This window comes from Vibrio algicola (assembly GCF_009601765.2).
GTDB classification, from domain to species: Bacteria; Pseudomonadota; Gammaproteobacteria; order Enterobacterales; family Vibrionaceae; genus Vibrio; species Vibrio algicola.
Genome location: NZ_CP045700.1, coordinates 851531 through 869747, shown reverse-complemented (window position 1 = coordinate 869747; position 18217 = coordinate 851531). Strand labels below are relative to the sequence as shown.

14 protein-coding genes and 1 pseudogene are annotated in these 18217 nt (G+C 42.9%); 5 read left to right on the top strand and 10 right to left on the bottom strand.

Annotation, left to right across the window (positions count from 1 at the left end):
• Positions 1-3 precede the first annotated feature (3 nt).
• The 6 genes and pseudogenes from astE to GFB47_RS15810 all read right to left on the bottom strand — a co-directional run.
• Positions 4-1011: pseudogene (gene astE / locus GFB47_RS15835) on the bottom strand (succinylglutamate desuccinylase); the annotation flags it as partial.
• An 83-nt stretch (positions 1012-1094) separates the two neighbouring features.
• On the bottom strand, positions 1095-2450 hold the full coding sequence (gene astB / locus GFB47_RS15830) for an N-succinylarginine dihydrolase (protein WP_153448930.1): 1356 nt from the start codon (positions 2448-2450) through the stop codon (positions 1095-1097).
• Positions 2451-2489: 39 nt separating this feature from the next.
• A complete protein-coding gene (gene astD / locus GFB47_RS15825) occupies positions 2490-3959 on the bottom strand; it encodes a succinylglutamate-semialdehyde dehydrogenase (RefSeq protein WP_153448929.1) in 1470 nt (489 codons plus the stop codon).
• On the bottom strand, positions 3956-4993 hold the full coding sequence (gene astA / locus GFB47_RS15820; RefSeq protein WP_153448928.1) for an arginine N-succinyltransferase: 1038 nt from the start codon (positions 4991-4993) through the stop codon (positions 3956-3958). The genes astD and astA overlap by 4 nt, the downstream gene beginning before the upstream one ends.
• Before the next feature lie 98 nt (positions 4994-5091).
• Positions 5092-6153 (bottom strand): arginine N-succinyltransferase, encoded by a 1062-nt coding sequence (locus GFB47_RS15815; protein WP_153448927.1) that lies wholly within the window; start codon positions 6151-6153, stop codon positions 5092-5094.
• A 2-nt stretch (positions 6154-6155) separates the two neighbouring features.
• Positions 6156-7373, bottom strand: a complete 1218-nt coding sequence (locus tag GFB47_RS15810) for a bifunctional succinylornithine transaminase/acetylornithine transaminase (RefSeq protein WP_153448926.1) — start codon at positions 7371-7373, stop codon at positions 6156-6158.
• A 245-nt stretch (positions 7374-7618) separates the two neighbouring features.
• Between GFB47_RS15810 and GFB47_RS15805 the strand changes: the two genes are divergently transcribed.
• The 4 genes from GFB47_RS15805 to GFB47_RS15790 all read left to right on the top strand — a co-directional run bounded on the left by GFB47_RS15805 (position 7619) and on the right by GFB47_RS15790 (position 11341).
• A complete protein-coding gene (locus tag GFB47_RS15805) occupies positions 7619-8020 on the top strand; it encodes an HVO_A0114 family putative DNA-binding protein (protein ID WP_153448925.1) in 402 nt (133 codons plus the stop codon).
• A 1078-nt stretch (positions 8021-9098) separates the two neighbouring features.
• The gene (locus GFB47_RS15800) at positions 9099-9578 is read left to right on the top strand and encodes a hypothetical protein (RefSeq protein WP_153448924.1); all 480 of its coding nucleotides are present in this window, start codon (positions 9099-9101) and stop codon (positions 9576-9578) included.
• A 99-nt stretch (positions 9579-9677) separates the two neighbouring features.
• A complete protein-coding gene (locus GFB47_RS15795; protein ID WP_153448923.1) occupies positions 9678-10481 on the top strand; it encodes a hypothetical protein in 804 nt (267 codons plus the stop codon).
• A gap of 95 nt (positions 10482-10576) precedes the next feature.
• Complete coding sequence (locus GFB47_RS15790; RefSeq protein WP_218619101.1) at positions 10577-11341, top strand: DUF2971 domain-containing protein; 765 nt, start codon at positions 10577-10579, stop codon at positions 11339-11341.
• 292 nt (positions 11342-11633) lie between these two features.
• Here the strand turns inward: GFB47_RS15790 and GFB47_RS15785 are convergent, their stop codons facing one another.
• The 4 genes from GFB47_RS15785 to ectA form a co-directional block, all read right to left on the bottom strand.
• A complete protein-coding gene (locus tag GFB47_RS15785) occupies positions 11634-13094 on the bottom strand; it encodes an aspartate kinase (RefSeq protein WP_153449042.1) in 1461 nt (486 codons plus the stop codon).
• A 267-nt stretch (positions 13095-13361) separates the two neighbouring features.
• Entirely contained in the window at positions 13362-13748 is a 387-nt protein-coding gene (locus tag GFB47_RS15780) for an ectoine synthase (protein ID WP_153448921.1), read from the bottom strand.
• A gap of 145 nt (positions 13749-13893) precedes the next feature.
• Positions 13894-15159 (bottom strand): diaminobutyrate--2-oxoglutarate transaminase, encoded by a 1266-nt coding sequence (gene ectB, locus GFB47_RS15775; RefSeq protein ID WP_153448920.1) that lies wholly within the window; start codon positions 15157-15159, stop codon positions 13894-13896.
• A 167-nt stretch (positions 15160-15326) separates the two neighbouring features.
• Entirely contained in the window at positions 15327-15872 is a 546-nt protein-coding gene (gene ectA, locus GFB47_RS15770) for a diaminobutyrate acetyltransferase (RefSeq protein ID WP_178306535.1), read from the bottom strand.
• A gap of 507 nt (positions 15873-16379) precedes the next feature.
• Here ectA and GFB47_RS15765 point away from each other — a divergent pair.
• A complete protein-coding gene (locus GFB47_RS15765; RefSeq protein ID WP_153448919.1) occupies positions 16380-18152 on the top strand; it encodes a SulP family inorganic anion transporter in 1773 nt (590 codons plus the stop codon).
• Positions 18153-18217: the final 65 nt, after the last annotated feature.

Here is an 18217-nt window from a genome sequence, read left to right as displayed (position 1 = left end):
TTTCAACATCAACCCCGCTCGAAATCCTGTTTTGACTTTGCTGTTAGGAAACAAAAGATACTCGGCATTTTCTTTGACCATATATAGTGTGTTTTGGTCACTGGCAAGTAGGGTGCCTTGTTTAAACTCGGTGAAGTTGTGACTGTTTTCATTGATATTAAAGCGAAACTGGTCAGTCACTTTGGTCAGTTGTTGTGCCACTTTATATATGATTGGCGCCGCTTTTTGATCGGGATTGGTGCTTGAGAAGTTATTGTTTATTAAATGGATCAAGCCGTTGCGGATGCCTTCAAACTGGCTTAAATCATTACTGCCAAAAGGAAGCGCTTTACCAAGTTCTAAGGTGCAACTTTCGGCATTAAATAGATGGCTGGTAAAATAACTAAAGGTCGAGGCAGGGGCATGATTGATCACCAATGCTTCTAATCCTACGCTTTGTAACCAGTTCATTATACTTGGGCAATATTGCCCTGACTCAACAAAAGGCAATAAACCAAAACGAATGTGACGGGAAGGTTTGATCGCGGTATGTAAGTCAAAATGCCAACGTGAGTGTTGGGGCTCTGCCTGATAGAATTCACCGACTTGTTGTTCTAATTTTTCTGCACGTAGGGTTTCAAGATTGGACGAATGGTTGGCATGAGCGCCACAAAATAAACGATTTAAGTCGATATCAATATAACGCTCACCTAGCCGCATCGCATTCAGGTTGCCTAAAATCACCATTAAACGAACCTTGAGAGGGTATTGTCCGGTGAGTAAACCTTGTACTAACTCAGAAACAATTTCCACTGGGGCAGTTTCATTGCCGTGTATGGCGCACGAGATCACCACATCTTTATCAATGCTATGTTCTAAATCTGGTTTGCCACTCACATCTTGAGTCGGTTCAAAGACAATTATACCGGTGTCTGGGCGGTGCCAATTTATCGACGATGCGCTGCTCTTTATTGTTCCAGACGCGGATGATATATCATCACCTGCAAGTGATTCGGCTAAAAAATCAAACATACCCTTCCTTGTTGGTTCTTTTCATAAAACATGTTCACTTCGCCTGTTTATCCATAATTTAAATAGATAGACAGGCGATGTTGCTAAGATTGAAATGAATAGATTGAGCCTAAACTCATGATCTTAGTCAGTTCATCTAAGGCGGTATAATTTTCGATTAATAATTGTGGATCGGCTAAGTCGGCTTCACTTAAACGGTCGCGGTAATGGCTATTTACCCAAGCGGTTAACGCAGTGTAATTGCTGTCGGTGAGCATGGCTTGCGGATTGGTGGCATCAAGTTCGGCTTGGTTAAGCACCACTCGCAAGCGTAAACAAGCAGGCCCACCGCCATTGCACATACTTTCGCGTAAGTTAAACACTCGGACTTCATTGATTGGGCCACCGCTTTGGATGAGCTCGTTTAAGTAGTGCCACACGCGAGGGTTATTTTTTGATTCTTCGGGCACCACAATTAACATGTTGCCATCGGGTTTAGTCAGTAATTGGCTGTTAAATAAATAGGTTTTTACTGCATCCTCCACACTGACTTTCGCGGTGGGCACTTCAATGGGCATAAATTGCGCCCCAAGGTTTTCAAGTTTGTGATGGATCTCATTAAACGCCTGAGCTTGATTTAAAAACGCTTGTTGATGATGAAATAATACATTGCCATTGCTGACTGAAATCACATCGTTATGAAACACACCTTGATCAATCACATCGGGATTTTGCTGTACAAACACGGTCTTATTGTCATCGAGTTGATGCAACCTTGCCACGGCTTGACTGGCTTCTTTGGTTTGGCGAGCAGGGTATTTGGTTGGTTCGACGTATTTCGCATCAGCTTGGACGCCATATTTTTGGCAGCCATAAACAAACACTTCGACTCCAGATGCACCATGCTCAGAACATAAACGGTTGTGATTGGCTGCGCCTTCATCCCCCCAAATACTTTGCTGAGGCAGAGCGGCGTGATGCTCAAAGTGCTGCTGATTGGCAAAAATAGCTTGCAGTGCATTGCTGGTGGTTGGCGCTTCAATCGCACGGTGAAACTTATTATTCAAGTTGGCCACAGTAAAATGCACTTTGTGATTAGCAGTATCTGAAGATGGTGACACCGTTGCTGCATTGGCGACCCACATTGAAGAGGCGGAACCCACGGCTGCTAGAAGATGTGGCGCTGTTTTGGCGGCTTGTTGCAATACGTTGGCATCATTGCCGCTAAAACCTAATGACCGCAGTGTTTTGACGCATGGGCGTTGTTGCGGCGGCAATACACCCTGTTTGAAGCCAAGGTCGGCCAGCGCTTTCATTTTATCTAGCCCTTGCAACGCCGCTTGTTTCGGATTAGCGATGGCATTTTTATTTGAGGTTGAAGCGACATTACCAAACGACAACCCCGCATAGTTGTGAGTTAGCCCAACCAAACCATCAAAATTAACTTCGTATGCTGACATGCGGCATCCTTGTGCTGTGTGAAACGTAAAATTTCACAGTTAAAAACGTAAACCCGGTAAATTGCTTGCTGGCATTGTGAGTGTTTCCGATTCCACCGATGCCATCGGCCACGCGCAATAATCCGCAGCATAATAAGCACTAGCGCGATGATTACCCGACGCGCCAACCCCACCAAATGGCGCATTACTGGATGCGCCAGTTAATGGTTTATTCCAATTTACAATACCCGCGCGAGCTTCAATTAATAGTTGGTCATAATCGCGGCGTTCAGTTGAAATTAAACCGGTCGCTAAACCAAATCGAGTTTGATTGGCAATCTCGATCGCTTGATCAAAATCTTGATAGCGAATAACGCTCAGCAAGGGACCAAAGTATTCTTCATCAGGTAGGGCATTCACTTGAGTCACATCAATAATGCCAGGGGTGAGAAAGGCGGTATCGGGCGTGGGTTTTGTCATTTCAAGTAAGGATTTCGCTCCTAGATCGCAGAGCTGTTGTTGAACCGTCATCATATTTTCGGCGGCTTGATTGGAAATAACGGGCCCCATAAATGGCGCAGGATCGGCGTTCCATGCTCCGACTTGAATATCTCGGCTCACTTCAACTAAACGTTGGATAAAGGCATCACCTTGCGCGCCTTCACGCACCAATAATCGACGCGAACAGGTGCAACGCTGCCCAGCACTAATAAAAGCGGATTGGATCGCGATATTGACCGCAGCATCAAGTTGCTCGAATGACTCAACAATTAATCCATTATTGCCGCCCATTTCAAGCGCGAGAATCTTCTCAGGTTGCCCGGCCAGTTGACGATGCAAGTGATAACCGGTATTGGCGCTGCCGGTGAATAATAAGCCATCAATACCAGTATGATTGGAGAGCGAGATACCGGTGTCTTTAGCGCCTTGGATCAGGTTGATGACGCCATTGGGTAGGCCTGCTTTTTGCCAAATTTCCAGCGTACGTTGCGCGGTCCACGGGGTCAGTTCACTCGGTTTAAATACCACGCAATTACCGGCTAATAATGCTGGAACAATATGACCATTCGGTAAATGGGCCGGGAAATTATAGGGACCAAAGACCGCTAAAACGCCGTGCGGTTTGTGACGTAATACCGCTTGTCCGTCGGGCATTGGGGTGATTTTTTCTCCCGTTCTTTCATGATAAGACTGAATTGAAATCGCCACCTTGTTGATCATGGCTTGCACTTCGGTTCTGGCTTCCCATTCTGGCTTGCCGGTTTCTTGGGAAATAATCGCGGCTAACGGATGGTGCTCATTTTTTAACTCTTGTGCAAAACGCTCTAAAATTTCAATGCGTTGCTTCAATTCGGTTTTTGCCCAAGATGGAAAAGCTTTTCTGGCGGCTTGGATCGCTTGAGAAACCTCTTGTTCGCTTGCCTCAGTACCTTGCCAGATTGTGGCATTATCACTTGGGTTTTGTTTGGAAAAATGAATGCCACTGCCCGTTAGCCATTGTCCGTCGATAAAATGAGAAGGCTGTATCATGAGTTGTTCTCCTGTTTATGAAGTTGAACGAATCGGATCGGATCGCCATCTTGCACTTTTAATGCTTCGGCTTGAGCCAGAGAGATGGAAATATGGGTATCATCAATTAATGGCTCACCAATCACCGCGCGGAAATCTTGGTATTTATCATTGCTCATCAAGATGGTGTGATCGCCGGTTAAATTAGATGGGTCGGTAATGCGAACTTGTCGATGCTGGCTGTCTCGCACCACGCGCAGATCTTTGGTGTAGGCTTCAAGGGTCGGCCCGGCATCAAAAATATCGATGTAGCCTTCATAGCGCATGCCTTCATTTTCTAAAATTCTGCGTGCTGGCGCAGTGCTTGGGTGCACTTCTGCCATTACCGCTTTGGCCTCATCGGTTAAGAAATCCACATATAAGGCATGTTTAGGCATCAGCTCAGCAATAAAGGCTTTTTGCCCAATCCCTGTTAAGTAATCGGCCTGACTAAATTCAATCGCAAAGAAATGGCGACCTAAGCTTTCCCAGAACGGCGATTGATCGTTTTCATCGTGCATACCGCGCATTTCAGCGATCAGTTTTTCGGAAAATTTATCCTGAAATTGAGCAATGAACATTAAGCGGCTTTTAGACAGCAAGTGACCATTCATATTTTCGCGATAGTCAGGGTCGAGGAATAAAGTGCACAATTCACTATAGCCTGTGTGATTATTGGTAAGCACTAAGGTCTTCATTTGAGTGTAAACACCAAGCTCTTTCGAGGCGTGAACTTGAGTGCCAACATGAAAGTTATACCAAGGTTCATCTAATCCAATAGCAACTTCAATGCCGCAAATACCGACGGCTTTTTGAGTATCCGTATCTTCTAAAACAAACAAATAGCCTTGTTCGGCAGGCGTAGCATCACCAGTCCAAGTATTTAACACTCGCGTTAATCGCGCTAATAACCGCTCTTCATTTTGCGGAAGAGAGGTAAAGCCGGTGCCCGTTTTGGTGGCAAAATCTAAGATGGCTTGCTTGTCATTGATATTAATGGGTCTAATTATCATCATATTGGGTTTCATTCCTTGAATTTACTCTTGGTATTTGAAGCCACAGCTTTTCAAATAGTCGAGTAATGATCGGGTTCGCTGATAAACATCGGGCTTACTTACAAAGCGAGACACCAGAGTGATTGATCTTGAGTTAAATGCGCCTGATGTGCGTGTTCTTGAGTGACATGCAATTGTTCACCTTGTAATACACCTTCAATAAAGCACGATCGAAAACCTTGGCTATCGGTAATGCCAATTAAATAGCGGTGGGTTTGTTTGATTTTGTTATTAATGCTTTCTTTTATTTTCAGGCTGACAGATTGCTTTTTCTGCCAGATATCAAGCGCATGCCTAGGGGCAGCAAAAATAGGCCCAGCATCGAATATTTCGACGTATTTATCTGAGTTAAACCCTTGTTCGCTTAACAAGTGACATTGTCTTTCGGTGCGAGGGTGATTTTGTCCCATCACAGATTGCGCTTCAGGAGCGATAAGTGGCACATACAATGGATGATGAGGCATTAGTTCGGCAATAAAGGTGCTGGCTTGAGTACCATGATGTTCTTCTACTTGATGGTAATTGAGGTTGATGAATTTACGCCCAACATGCTCCCAAAATGGCGCTCGACCATTGTTATCAAATACGCCCGGTAATACCGCCATCCAATTACGAGAAAATCGCTCTGGGTAAGTGGTCATAAATAACAAGCGACCCAAAGTAATTAACTCCAAACAATGACGGTAAATATCTTGTTCAGAGGGATCGGCCTGCGAACTATCGGTGACGTTTGGCAGCACATAGAACGAACACAATTGAGAGTGATCGCTGAGATCGTGGCTGAGTGTCAGTGCATGGATGCGGCTGTGTACATTGAGCTGGCGTGATGAATGGATCAAGGTGTCATTCCGAAACGCATAAAACGGCGCTTCATACCCAGCCAAAGCATTAATCGCGCCGGTTCCGACGAGTTTTTTATTCCTTGAATCCTCTAATACAAAGAAATAAAACTCTTCTCCAGGACAAAATACGTCTTGCTCGAATGCTGAAATAGAACGTTCGATTTTTTGCAATAATGCCTCACGATCCGCAGGTAAGGTATATACCATTGGGCCGCTGATTTTTGCCAAGGCTAGAATCGATTCAATGTCATTCAATCTTGCCGGACGCAGTATCATCATAATTATGATCCTTGACTAAGGTAAGCTCCGAGCGCGGCTTCTAAGCGATCTAAACCGGTATCAACTTCTTGCGCGGTAATATTTAACGCAGGGGCAAACCGCACTACATCAAGTCCGGCAATTAACATCATCAAACCATGCTCTGCAGCAATATTACTGATCAACTTTGCTTGGCCTTTATGGGCATCATTCAATTCACAGCCAATTAATAAGCCGACACCACGGAAGGTTTTAAAGAGGTCAAATTTTTGATTGATTTGAGTCATGCGGTCAATAAATTGATCATGACGATCTTTTACCGCCTGTAAGAATTGCGGTTTATTCACTTCTTCAAGCACCGCGCCACCAATTGCGCCTGCCATTGGGTTGCCGCCATAAGTGGTGCCATGAGTGCCAATCGCTAATGATGGCGCAAATTTATCGGTCGTCAGAATGCCGCCGATAGGGAAGCCGCCACCCAGAGCCTTAGCGGTGGATAAAATATCCGGTGTCACGTTGTAATGCATGTAAGCATATAACTCACCTGTGCGGCCGACACCGGTTTGTACTTCGTCATAAATCAGCGCGGCGCCATGTTCGTCACACAGTTTGCGCAGGCCTTGTAAGAATGAAGTATCCGCTGGGATCACGCCACCTTCGCCTTGGATTGGTTCGACAATTACAGCGCAAGTATTGTTATTAATGACGGCTTTGGCGGCGGCTAAATCGTTATACTCCACATGATTGATCCCACCTGGAAGCGGAGCGAAATCTTGGGAGTATTTAGGTTGCCCGCCAGCAGAAACGGTAAAGAGGGTACGACCATGGAAGGCATTGTTAAACGCAACAATTTGGTTTTTGTGCTCACCAAAATGGTCACGAGCGTATTTACGCGCCAGTTTTAATGCCGCCTCATTGGCTTCAGCGCCGGAGTTACAAAAGAAAACTTTATCAGCAAAAGTGCTTTCGACTAACTGACGCGCCAGCTTGAGGATCGGCTCATTAGTGTAACCATTGCCGGTATGCCATAACGCCTCTGCTTGTTCAGTCAATGCACGTTTAAGTTTCGGATGGGCATGTCCCAAAACATTGACTGCAATACCACCGGCAAAGTCGATGTAGTCTTTGCCATTTTGATCCATGACCACCGAGCCTTTACCTGAAACAGGAATAAACGGGGCAGGAGCATAAGTCGGTGTCATATATTGATCGAAATCGCTGCGAGTTGCTTGGTTCGCCATTGTCTTAGCCTTATTTTTTGACCCAAAACCATTGAAGGCATAGCTTCAAGTTAGATGGGTATAGTCCATTAATTGACCTAGATTACGTTAGCAGAACAAGGAATACGTTCAGATATGCGACCAATATGTATATATTTAACGCTTTTGTAACATTGAAAGGTTGGCGAATTGCTCTTTCAATAGCTTGCTGCAGGATTTCTTCGAGGGTATAGACAAAACCATTGCTGCAATAGAGGGGAAATAATATGCGAGCAAAAATCGGAATAATGTCTGAAAAGCTCATTCGTATGAGGCTACTGGCAATTGCTCAAGGTAAATACAAACCTCAATCAAATGAACCTAAAGTTTGGTACACATCAATTAACGCAGTTTCTCAGATCCTCTGCCCTGAGAATATCGCCTTATTACGTATGATTGACTCTGAAAGACCTGATAGTTTAACTCAATTGTCCGAGTTAACAGGGCGCGCTAAATCTAACTTATCAAATACACTTAAAGCATTAAACGAAAAAGGTTTTGTGCGCTTAGAGCAAGGTCATGGTAAGTCAATTAAACCAGTCGCCTTGTTTACAGACTTTGAAATTGTCACAGATTCAGAGCTTGAACATTACTTACTTCAGCTTTCAATAGCTCAGTTAGCAGCCTGATTTATAACTCTAACTTGCCGCTTTGGGTTGGTGTTTTTGCTCAAAAGCGATTTAGTACTTCACTGTATATCAAAGCAACAGCCCGCCCCAGCCCTCCCTTGCCTGACAATTCAGATGTTTAACGGCAATGCATCTGGTAAAGGGAGGGGGTGGTTGAGTTGTCGTGGTTATTTCAACGCTCACCAAGCAAGCCCTGACTCTCGATACTCGAGAACGGAAGATAAAGATTAAAAGCGAGATCACGGATAACTCCTCCCTCGTTCCCGAGATGACTGATTTTGTTGGTAAATCCCCGTCATTCCATGCGTGAGTCTAAGCGAATAGACAGGGAATCTCGCTTTTCCATTCTTACTTTTAAATGCCTAATGCTCTAGTTGAAAACTCGTTCTAATACGTTGAACCATAGTAGCTTATTTGAATCTTGATATCGTGACGAGTCCATCGCACAGCCTTCGGCGACCAACCTTTTTTCAACAGCCAAAAAAGGTGGCAAAAAGGCCGCTGCTAGAAATTTTGTTGACCTTGGTTACAACACTCTACTTTGATAACGGCTTCAACCGCACATCCATGTGCGCAAGAAGCCTCACCAATCATCCATGATTGGTGTATCAAATCGAGCCTTTCCACCAAGCAAAATTTAGGCAGGGTTGGAGCGTTACTACACCATTCCTAGTTAAGACTAAAATTTTGCTCAATACATTAAGTATTCTTCTGAAAGGTAAATCGTCTTCTGTCTCGTTCTGTATGTCTATACAGTTATAATTCGATTTTTTTGGTAATAAGCGGTTTTGTGTGAAAGCGAGAACTTATGCTTAGATGTGATTTGATATATTTCATGATAAAGCATTGTTAATTAACCATAATATATAAACATTGAAAGTTCACACCTGTCACAACTGGCTCGCTAAACTCAGTTCTCGCTTTCTCCATCGCATAAAATCGGCTAAATGCTTTTAAAAAACTGTTATTAGAGTATCTTATGGGAATAAATGAAGTGATTAGCAGCGATCGTGTGTAAAATCCATTCGGGTTTATCCGAATTTCTTGCTAATACACTGTTATATGCCAAGGAGGCACTATGCCAATATCGTCACTAAAAGAAGCTATTGAATCTCAAATTGAGATAAACCAATTCTTGTCTAAAAATGGAATTCGAGATTTAGTAGGTGATTACGGTGAATTTCTTGTTTTAGAAGCCTTAGGCGGAGAAAAGCAAACTGCTGTTACGCAAGGATTTGATATTAAGAACAAAAAATTCGGTAAAATAGAAGTCAAAACAAGGAAGTATGAACTTAAACAGGACGGCAGTATTAAGAAAGAAAATCGTGCTGTTGGGTTTAAAGGCAAAGAAGAACAGTTTGATTGGTTAGCCCATATTGTTCTGGACGTAAACTTTAAGGTTGTTAAGGCATGTTTAGCTGTTTACGCTGAAGTTTGGCCCGAAGTCCAACGAACGAAAGATAAAATAGGCTTTGCTACATCTTCAAAACTTGAAAGTAGTATTGATATCACTTTAAAAATTCAAGATGCTCAAATGTCATTGAATAAAGGCATATAACAAGTTGCTCAAACGGACACGTACAGTTTGCTCGCGCTCCGCGCATTATAGCAAATTGTACTTAGCCGCTTAGCAAAGCGTTAGATTTCAGGAGCAAGAATGCAAATAGACCTTCAAACACTTTCGCAAAACCCATATATAACCTTGGGCAGTTTCGCCTTAGCCCTATTTGGTATTGTTTTGGCAATTATTTTCTATGTCAGATCTAAAAAAGATAAGACACCTTGTTACGACTCTTCAAGCAACACAATTATAGAAGGCTTGAACCAAGCTCTTGATGGATTAGAAGTGCATTATAAAGGTCAGGCCCAAGAGCGTGTGTGCGTTACCAAATTAGTACTCTGGAACGCTGGGCGAGATACGATTGATAAATCTGACTTGGTTGAAAGAGACCAGCTAAGAGTAGTTACTCCTGATGGCATTGAGCTTCTTGATATACAAATCATTGATGTTAGCACTGAGTCAAACTTAGTAACTTTGGGTGAAGTGACTCAGCAAGAACAAGGGGCTGTGTTTTCAATAGATTTTGATTTTCTTGATCATGCAGACTATCTGGTAATTCAAATAATACACAACGGAAGCTCCAGCGAGGAATTTTCTATCGCGGGAAAAATAAAAGGTGTAAAAGAAATAGTTAAGTCCGACGGTATACGTCTATCTAGTTCACAATCAAAGATATTACGTCTACTTCCCATAGTCGGCGAGTTCGATCAGCTAATGCAATCTCCAAGGTTTATGAAATACTTTGGTTCAATAGCTTACGGCGGCTTTGGGTGTTTTGCCGTTTGGCATTTGATTAATGGAAAAACTGATTGGTATGTATGGGTGGGAGCAGGATTTTGTATATTCGCATCTTTCCTAGTGTACTTCGGCCATCGTAATTTATCGCCAGTAAAAATCTAACAAACGCATGTTGTCGGACTGGTTTTCCGCTGCGCTCCAAACCAGCCGCAAATGCGGGCGTTAAGTTGCAATCATAAATTTCAGGAACTCACATATTGAAAGTTTATAAATATCTACCATTCTCGGAAGGCTCAAAACGCATATTGTCTGATGGAACTATGAAGTTTAGCCATTATTCTGATTTTAATGATCCTTTTGATTGTAAAACAGCTTATGACATTGAAAAGTCGATGGAGTATGTAAACACTCGACCAGATATATTTAGTGAAGCAGGGAGACAATTGGGATTGTCAAAAATTGGCCTTGAGCAAACAAAAGATAAGATGCTTAGTCAAATGAGGGCTTCATTAGAAACTGGAGAGTTTCACGAAGGGATTATTGGTGAAGTTGGAATATGTTGCTTAACAAAAACACCCGACAATTTACTGATGTGGTCGCATTATGCAGATAATCATAAAGGCTTTGTAATTGAATTTACTTTGTCACACAAAGACTATGAAATGCACATGGGCAATGTCGAAGAAAAACTATTTGGGTGGGATGTTGAATATTCAAATAACATGCCAATGATTACAGCGGGAACTAGAGATTTCAATGCAGTTAAAGACGTGTTTTTGACTAAGTCTCTTGATTGGAAATATGAGTCAGAATATAGAGTGCTTGCAATGCAGAAAGGCCCTGGCATCCATAATATTGATCGAAGTATGATCACGAAAGTTATCGGCGGTGTTAATATTTCTGATGATGACTTTGATGTTTTAAAAAGTTTAGTACATACATTATCCATGAGTGATACATGTAATCCTAAAATTATAAAGGCTCAGATGTCTCGTGATCAGTATAGGTTAGAAGCAACTTAACAAGGCGTTTAAACGGAACTAAAACAGTGGGTTACGTTTCGCTTCGCTACACATTTTAACCCGCAATTTTAGTCCGCTTAACGCGGCGTTACTTTTTCCATACATCAACTAATCCGTAATTTACTAAATTAGTAAAATCACTAACTCAAAATTGTCCAAAACCGCGTTAGATCCAAAGCTGTTAAATCATCTAAACCAGCATCACAGCAAGCTCCAGTATTTTGAGGGAAAGCGGCAAACCAAAAAAGCCAGCTTCTCAGCTGGCTTTAATCTAAATTAACAACGCAACAACCTACGCTGCTTTTACTTTCTTACGCAGGTTTTCTGTCACGCTGTGTTCGATAAATTCATCGTGCAAGGTGCAGATTGCCGCTTCGTAATTTTCATCATCGACCACAAATTGTACGTCTACATTTCGCATTGAAGAGTGGGCGGCTTTTGGGGTGATGTCTTGATTCATTAACGCGATCATGCCGTGGCTTAATGCTTTGTTGGTATCAATCGAGGCACCAATAACTGAAATCAAGGCGACCATCTTGCCGGTGATTTTTGCGTTCGGGAACGTTTTCTCGGCGCGTGATAGCACTTTGTTTTTACTATTTGAATTGCCGCCTAAGTAATAGGTTATCGAGTTGGCATTCATCTCTTTACCGACTAATTGAACGCGCTCATCATTAATGATCTCCATTAATTCATAACCGACGTTATCCACCTGACCGACCATCGCTTGATCAAACACATGCAATGCAAAGACTTTATTACGACCGGCGATGATCTCGACTTTATCGGCGCTGTCTGCATCGCTGTGCGGATCGTAGCTGTGCGATATTAAGGTGCCGTTATGCTCTGGCTCAAAGGTGTTTTTGATCACCAGCTCAATGCCACTTTTACGCAAGCCGGCGGCGGCATTAGGGTGGATGGCTTCCATTCCTAAGTTAGCCAGTTGGTCGGCGACATCGTAGTTGGTTTTTCCCATCGGGCGCACTTTTTCAGGGCCGACAACACGTGGGTCGGCGGTGCTTAAATGATACTCTTTATGGATCACTGCTTTTTGAGCTTGTGACAATACCGCTAAACGGCTGAAGGTCATTTCACTGTAACCACGGTCGTAGGTTTTCATTAACCCTTCATCGCAATACACATAACCGGTAACAATCGGCAGTTCTTTGCTGACATCAATTTTCGACCATGCTTTTTCAATAATACAATCTAGTTTGCCTGAAACTACTTGGCCATTTTCATCGCTGTCCCAACCTGAAAGGTCAACAAAGGTCGCATTAACGCCAAGAGTTTTTAGCTTCAAACAAGTATTGTAGGCACTGTGCGCCTCACCGATAGAAGATAAAAACTCTCGAATTTGAGGCAGGTAATGTGGCATTGAGAACTGGCCGTATTGGCAAGTTTCCATGATATTGCTGATACAGCTGCTGGCTTTAGCAAGGCGATCTTTAATAAACGTATCGGCGCGACGGCGACTGATTGGATCGGCAAACATGTTTTCATTAATCAATAGCATGCGTTGCTCTAACTCATTCATTGCATCTGTCCAAGTATCATCACGATTTTCGACTAAGCGGAAGATACCTGAGCTGCCTGTACGCTTACATTCTAATAATGCATCGGTAATGCCACCATAAGCCGATACCACGAACATGCGGTTATATGGGTTTTCTGGGCGCAGTAGAATATTGTCTAATACAGCGTCAAAGGCAGACATTGACGTGCCACCGATCTTTTCGACGCTATGACCGATTGACGGGTTGTTAGGGGTATTAGCAGCGGCTGAAGTTTTTGAATCTGAAGTGTGGCTTCTAGTTGAAGAAGTCAAAATAGTCTCCTGTATATCCGGTTCACTTGGAAAGTGGTCACAAGTGGTCGGGATAAAAATTGATAAAACATGAATACGAAGTTAACTGGAATTGAACGTTTCTATTGATCAACTCCCAAAGTAATTGATGTTGCAGTGAGGCGACAAGAAAGTGCAGCCTCATGAACATAGTCATTCAATTAAGATGGGGATTTAGTCGATCAGTGGATAGACACCATTCTCATCATGCGTCTCTGCGCCAGTGATTGGCGGATTGAAGACACAAGCCATCACCATATCGGCGTCTTTATAAGCGCGAAGTTGGTGCTCATCATGTTTATCCAGAATATAAAGCGTGCCAGGTTTGATTGGGTAAGTTTCACCATCAACCACTTCAATTTCGCCTTCACCAGAGATGCAGTACACCGACTCTAAGTGATTCTGGTAGTGAATATGGGTGTCGGTTCCGGCATAAATATTGGTAATGTGGAACGAGAAACCCATATTGTCGTCACGCAATAACATACGCACACTTTCCCATGTTTCTGCTACGACACGACGTTCACTGTTTTGGCATTCTTCTAATGTTCTTACTATCATTTCTAATCCTTTAAATCTTAGCTTTAATTCTATTAAGCTTTACTGGCGTATTGCTAACGCTTGCCACACTGGTATTTTATTGAGAGGGAGACCCCCTAAGATCTCATCTTTCAGCGATTGGCTTGTGGTCAAACAATCCGAGTGGCTAGGAAGCCCTCCGAGTTAACTGAGTCGATACTTTCGCAACGGCTTTTTCGAAGATATGAATACCTTGTTCAAGCTCAGACTCGCTGACGGTTAATGGACAGAAGAATTTCACCACTTCGTCATTCGGGCCGGCGGTTTCGATCACCATGCCATTTTCAAAACAATCGCTGGTGATTAAATCAGCCACATCACCGTCTTTACACTCAATACCTTGCATTAATCCGCGACCTTTAATCCCGACAAATAAGTTTGAATATTGCTTAAGTGTCTTTTGCAGTGCTTTATTTAACTGCGCGGCGCGATCTTTAATATGAGTCTCAAAATCATCATTGTGCCAATAAGTATCAATCGCTTCGGCGGCGGTGATAAAGGCATGGTTGTTACCACGGAAAGTACCGTTATGCTCACCCGGAGCCCATTGGTCTAACTCTGGCTTCATGAGCATGATCGCCATTGGTAAGCCGTAACCACCGATTGATTTTGATAATGTCACCATGTCGGGCTTAATGCCGGCAGGTTCAAAACTAAAGAAGGTACCAGTACGACCACAACCCGCTTGAATGTCATCGACAATCAGCAATACATCGTTGTCTTTACAAATCTTACTTAAACGCTGTAACCATTCATTTGATGCGGCGTTTAAACCACCTTCGCCTTGCACTACCTCAACGAGCGCGGCAGCGGGTTTATCTAGGCCACCTGAGTTATCGTTGAGCATGGTTTCAAATAATGCTAAACCATCGATATCGGCATAACCTTCGTATGGAATACGCGTCACACCAGAGAGCGGCATTGCTGCGCCACCACGATGATGCTGATTACCGGTTGCGGCTAATGCGCCGTAAGAAACTCCGTGGAAACCATTGGTAAAGGCAACGATATTGGTGCGATTTTTTACTTTACGCGCCAATTTCATAGCAGATTCAACCGCATTGGTACCAGTTGGGCCGGTGAACTGAACTTTATATTCCAGTTCGCGCGGCTGTAAAATCTTCTCGGTGAAGCTGGTTAGAAAATGCGCTTTAGCTTCTGAATGCATATCTAAACCGTGGGTTAACCCGTCTTGATCGATGTAATCAAGTAATGCTTTTTTGAGAACGGGATTGTTGTGTCCGTAATTCAATGAACCTGCACCGGCAAGAAAATCTAAGTAGCGATCGCCGTTTTCGGTGTGTAGCCAGCAACCTTTTGCAGATGAAAATACAACGGGGAAATTGTTGGCATAACATTGAACGTTTGATTCGTGCTTTTTAAAGATATTCATGTCTGATCCTGTCTTCCATTTCATTTTTATCAATCTATAGATGTGTTTATGCTTCAGATTGATCTGAGTGAATTTGTTTTTATGTTCGATTTAATAAGACGCTTTGTGTTTATTAAGCAATAAAGTTTATTAAGTAATAAAACTAAAGCGTTTTAGCAGCAAGAGTATTAGCTTGCGAGTGGGATATGGAATAAAAATTCGCTGTCATGTTCTCCATCGAAATGACGCTCTTTATCCAAAAATACTGACACATTGCCAGGCGCGCCATCTTCTCGCTCAATTTTGCGAAATAAGCGCCACGAGCCGAGGTTATCTTTGGTAATGGTGGTCTCGATTGCAGACACATCCACTAAACCATCACGCTCAAGCAAAGCTTTAATCATGCGGTACGCTAATCCACAACCGCGACTGTTGGGTGAAACAGCCACTTGCCAAACAAATAATACCGGTTGTTCGGGTGGGGTATTAGGTTTGAGATAAGCGGAAACGAATCCGGCCAGTTCACCATTTTTTTCTGCTAACACGCAGGTTTCTTTAAAATGGGAGGTTTGCAAAAAGTTGCAATACGCCGAGTTAGTATCTAAAGGGGGACACGATTCGATCAGATTGTTGACCTGAGTACCATCGCTTATTTCGGGTTTTCTAAATGTCCACTCGTCCTGAGTGCTGGTCACTTTTTCGGGGTGTGCAACCCACGGTGCCGTAATCATCATTGCCCTATTTTTCTTTTTCTCACACCATAAACATTATGGGTGTGGGTTAGTCATTTCAATCAGTGCTCAATTCATCAATGTCTATGAGGATTGTTTAGTGCACTAATCAATTTCGAGGGGGATCATAACGTGCTGATGAATTAATTCAACCCCTAATTTGTTGGGTTAATATGAATTTAATGGCTATTCAATTGTTTTTATTGGATAAATAAGTGTTGATGTATTTATGTTAAAAGATAAGGTAATGATTAGTGATGTAATTAATTTTAAAGGGCTAAAACAAGGCTTAGCCTTTATGTATCGGGGTGGTAGCACAGTTTTCAGTATGATTTTTAGAGAATCATAAAAAATTGATATGAAAACGGGAAAGTGTGAAGTCACAGCAAAAAAAATAATTGGATAATTGTTGATTATTCATGAAATAAATGATCGAATCTTTAACACTCTCGGCTATAATTAGCTGATTCGGCGTGGTTTTTTGATTGAAAAATTTAAGGGTAAATTGAGTTGATTAAGGGATGTATAAATTATTGGGCTCCGGGACTTTACCAATTTAAAGATTACCAACGAGCGTGGTTAGGCGATGATATTCGCGCCTCATTTTCGGTGATCGCGGTGGCCTTACCGGTTGCTATTGCTTATGCCCAATTAACGGGTGTCAGTGCAATTGTTGGTTTGTATTCGTGTGCCCTCCCGATGATTGTGTATGCCTTTTTTGGTACCTCTCGGCAGTTAATTACTGGGCCCGATGCGGCCACTTGCGCTGTGGTGGCCGCAGTAGTTGCTCCGCTTGCAGGGGGCGATCCTGTGGTGTATTGGCAATTAGTGATCACGATGACCTTAATGACTGGAGGATGGTGTTTATTAGCCAGTTATTTCAAATTAGGTATTTTAGCCGACTTCTTATCCCGTCCGATTTTGCTTGGTTTACTAAATGGGGTGGCGATCACCATCATTGTGGGTCAATTTGCCAAAGTATTAGGGCTTAGTTTTAATAAAGATCAGATGCTTGAGCAATTGATTGAAACGCCTTTAATGCTGACTAATGTGCAATGGCAAACGGTGATGATCAGTGCGGCGACTGCCATTATCTATTTTGTGTGCAAGCGGTTTAAACCAACTTGGCCGGCGGCGATGTTTGCCATTGCTTTGGCCGCGTTGGCAACTTGGGCTGGGCAGTTAAATAATTTTGGTGTCGATATTGTGGGTACTGTTGATGGCGGTTTTCCAGTATTCCAAGCGCCATTATTTAGTCTTGCTGATGGTCAAGAATTGGTGATGCCTGCTTTTAACTTGGCAATGGTGAGCTTTGTGAGCATGATGCTGACCGCGCGTAGTTTTGCGGCTAAAAATGGTTATGAGATTGATGCAGATAAAGAATTTAGAGCGCTAGGCTTTGCGAATATTGCTTCTGCCTTGTCGTCTGGTTTTGCGATTAGTGGCGCTGATTCTCGTACTGCGGTTAATGATGCCAATGGTGGTAAATCGCAATTGGTGTCTATTATTGCCGGGGTCAGTATTGGTTTAATTGCCATTTTTGCCTACCAGCCACTGGAATTCATTCCGATTGCAGCACTCGGTATGGTGTTGATCATTGCTTCATTCTCACTGCTTGATCTTAAAGGGCTGTGGGCGTTAAGACGGCGAGATAAAAGCGCTTTTTACTTAGCTGTGACCACCTTTATTGCGGTATTGGCGATTGGTGTTATTCCGGGTATTACTTTGGCTGTTTTGCTTGGTTTATTCCAATTTGTACGAATTGTGATGCGCCCGAGCGATCAAATCTTAGGCCTGAGTGAGCAAGGGCGAGTAAGAACGATCGACAGTGGCAATAAAGCCAAGCCTATCCCTGGGTTGCTGATTTATCGCTTTAACTCACCATTAACCTATTTCAACGCGCCATACTTTAAACGTCAGTTGTTAAAGCATGTTTATTTGACTGATAAGAAAGATCTAAGCTGCGTGATCATTGACTCGGTGGCCTGTTTTACGCACATGGATGTCAGTGTCATGTCGATGATCAGTGACTTGCAAATACAGCTTAAAAAACAAGGGGTTCGTTTGATTTTGGCAGGGCGTAAACGTCAGTTACGATCTTGGTGCGATGTCATGGGGATACCCGTCGGGGATGGCGGTATTATTATTCGTTCCGATATGTATCTTGCCATCAAATTAAGTGCGTGTTACCGAGAGGCGGTTGCGGAAGGTAATATCGTCGAATTGCAAAGAAACGAATATCACAAACAAGAAGCGGATACGAATATTTCGGCCGAAATTTAAAGGCTTTATTTGTTGATTTAAATAGTAAAAATTGAACACGCCTTATTGATGCACTTATTTCATCA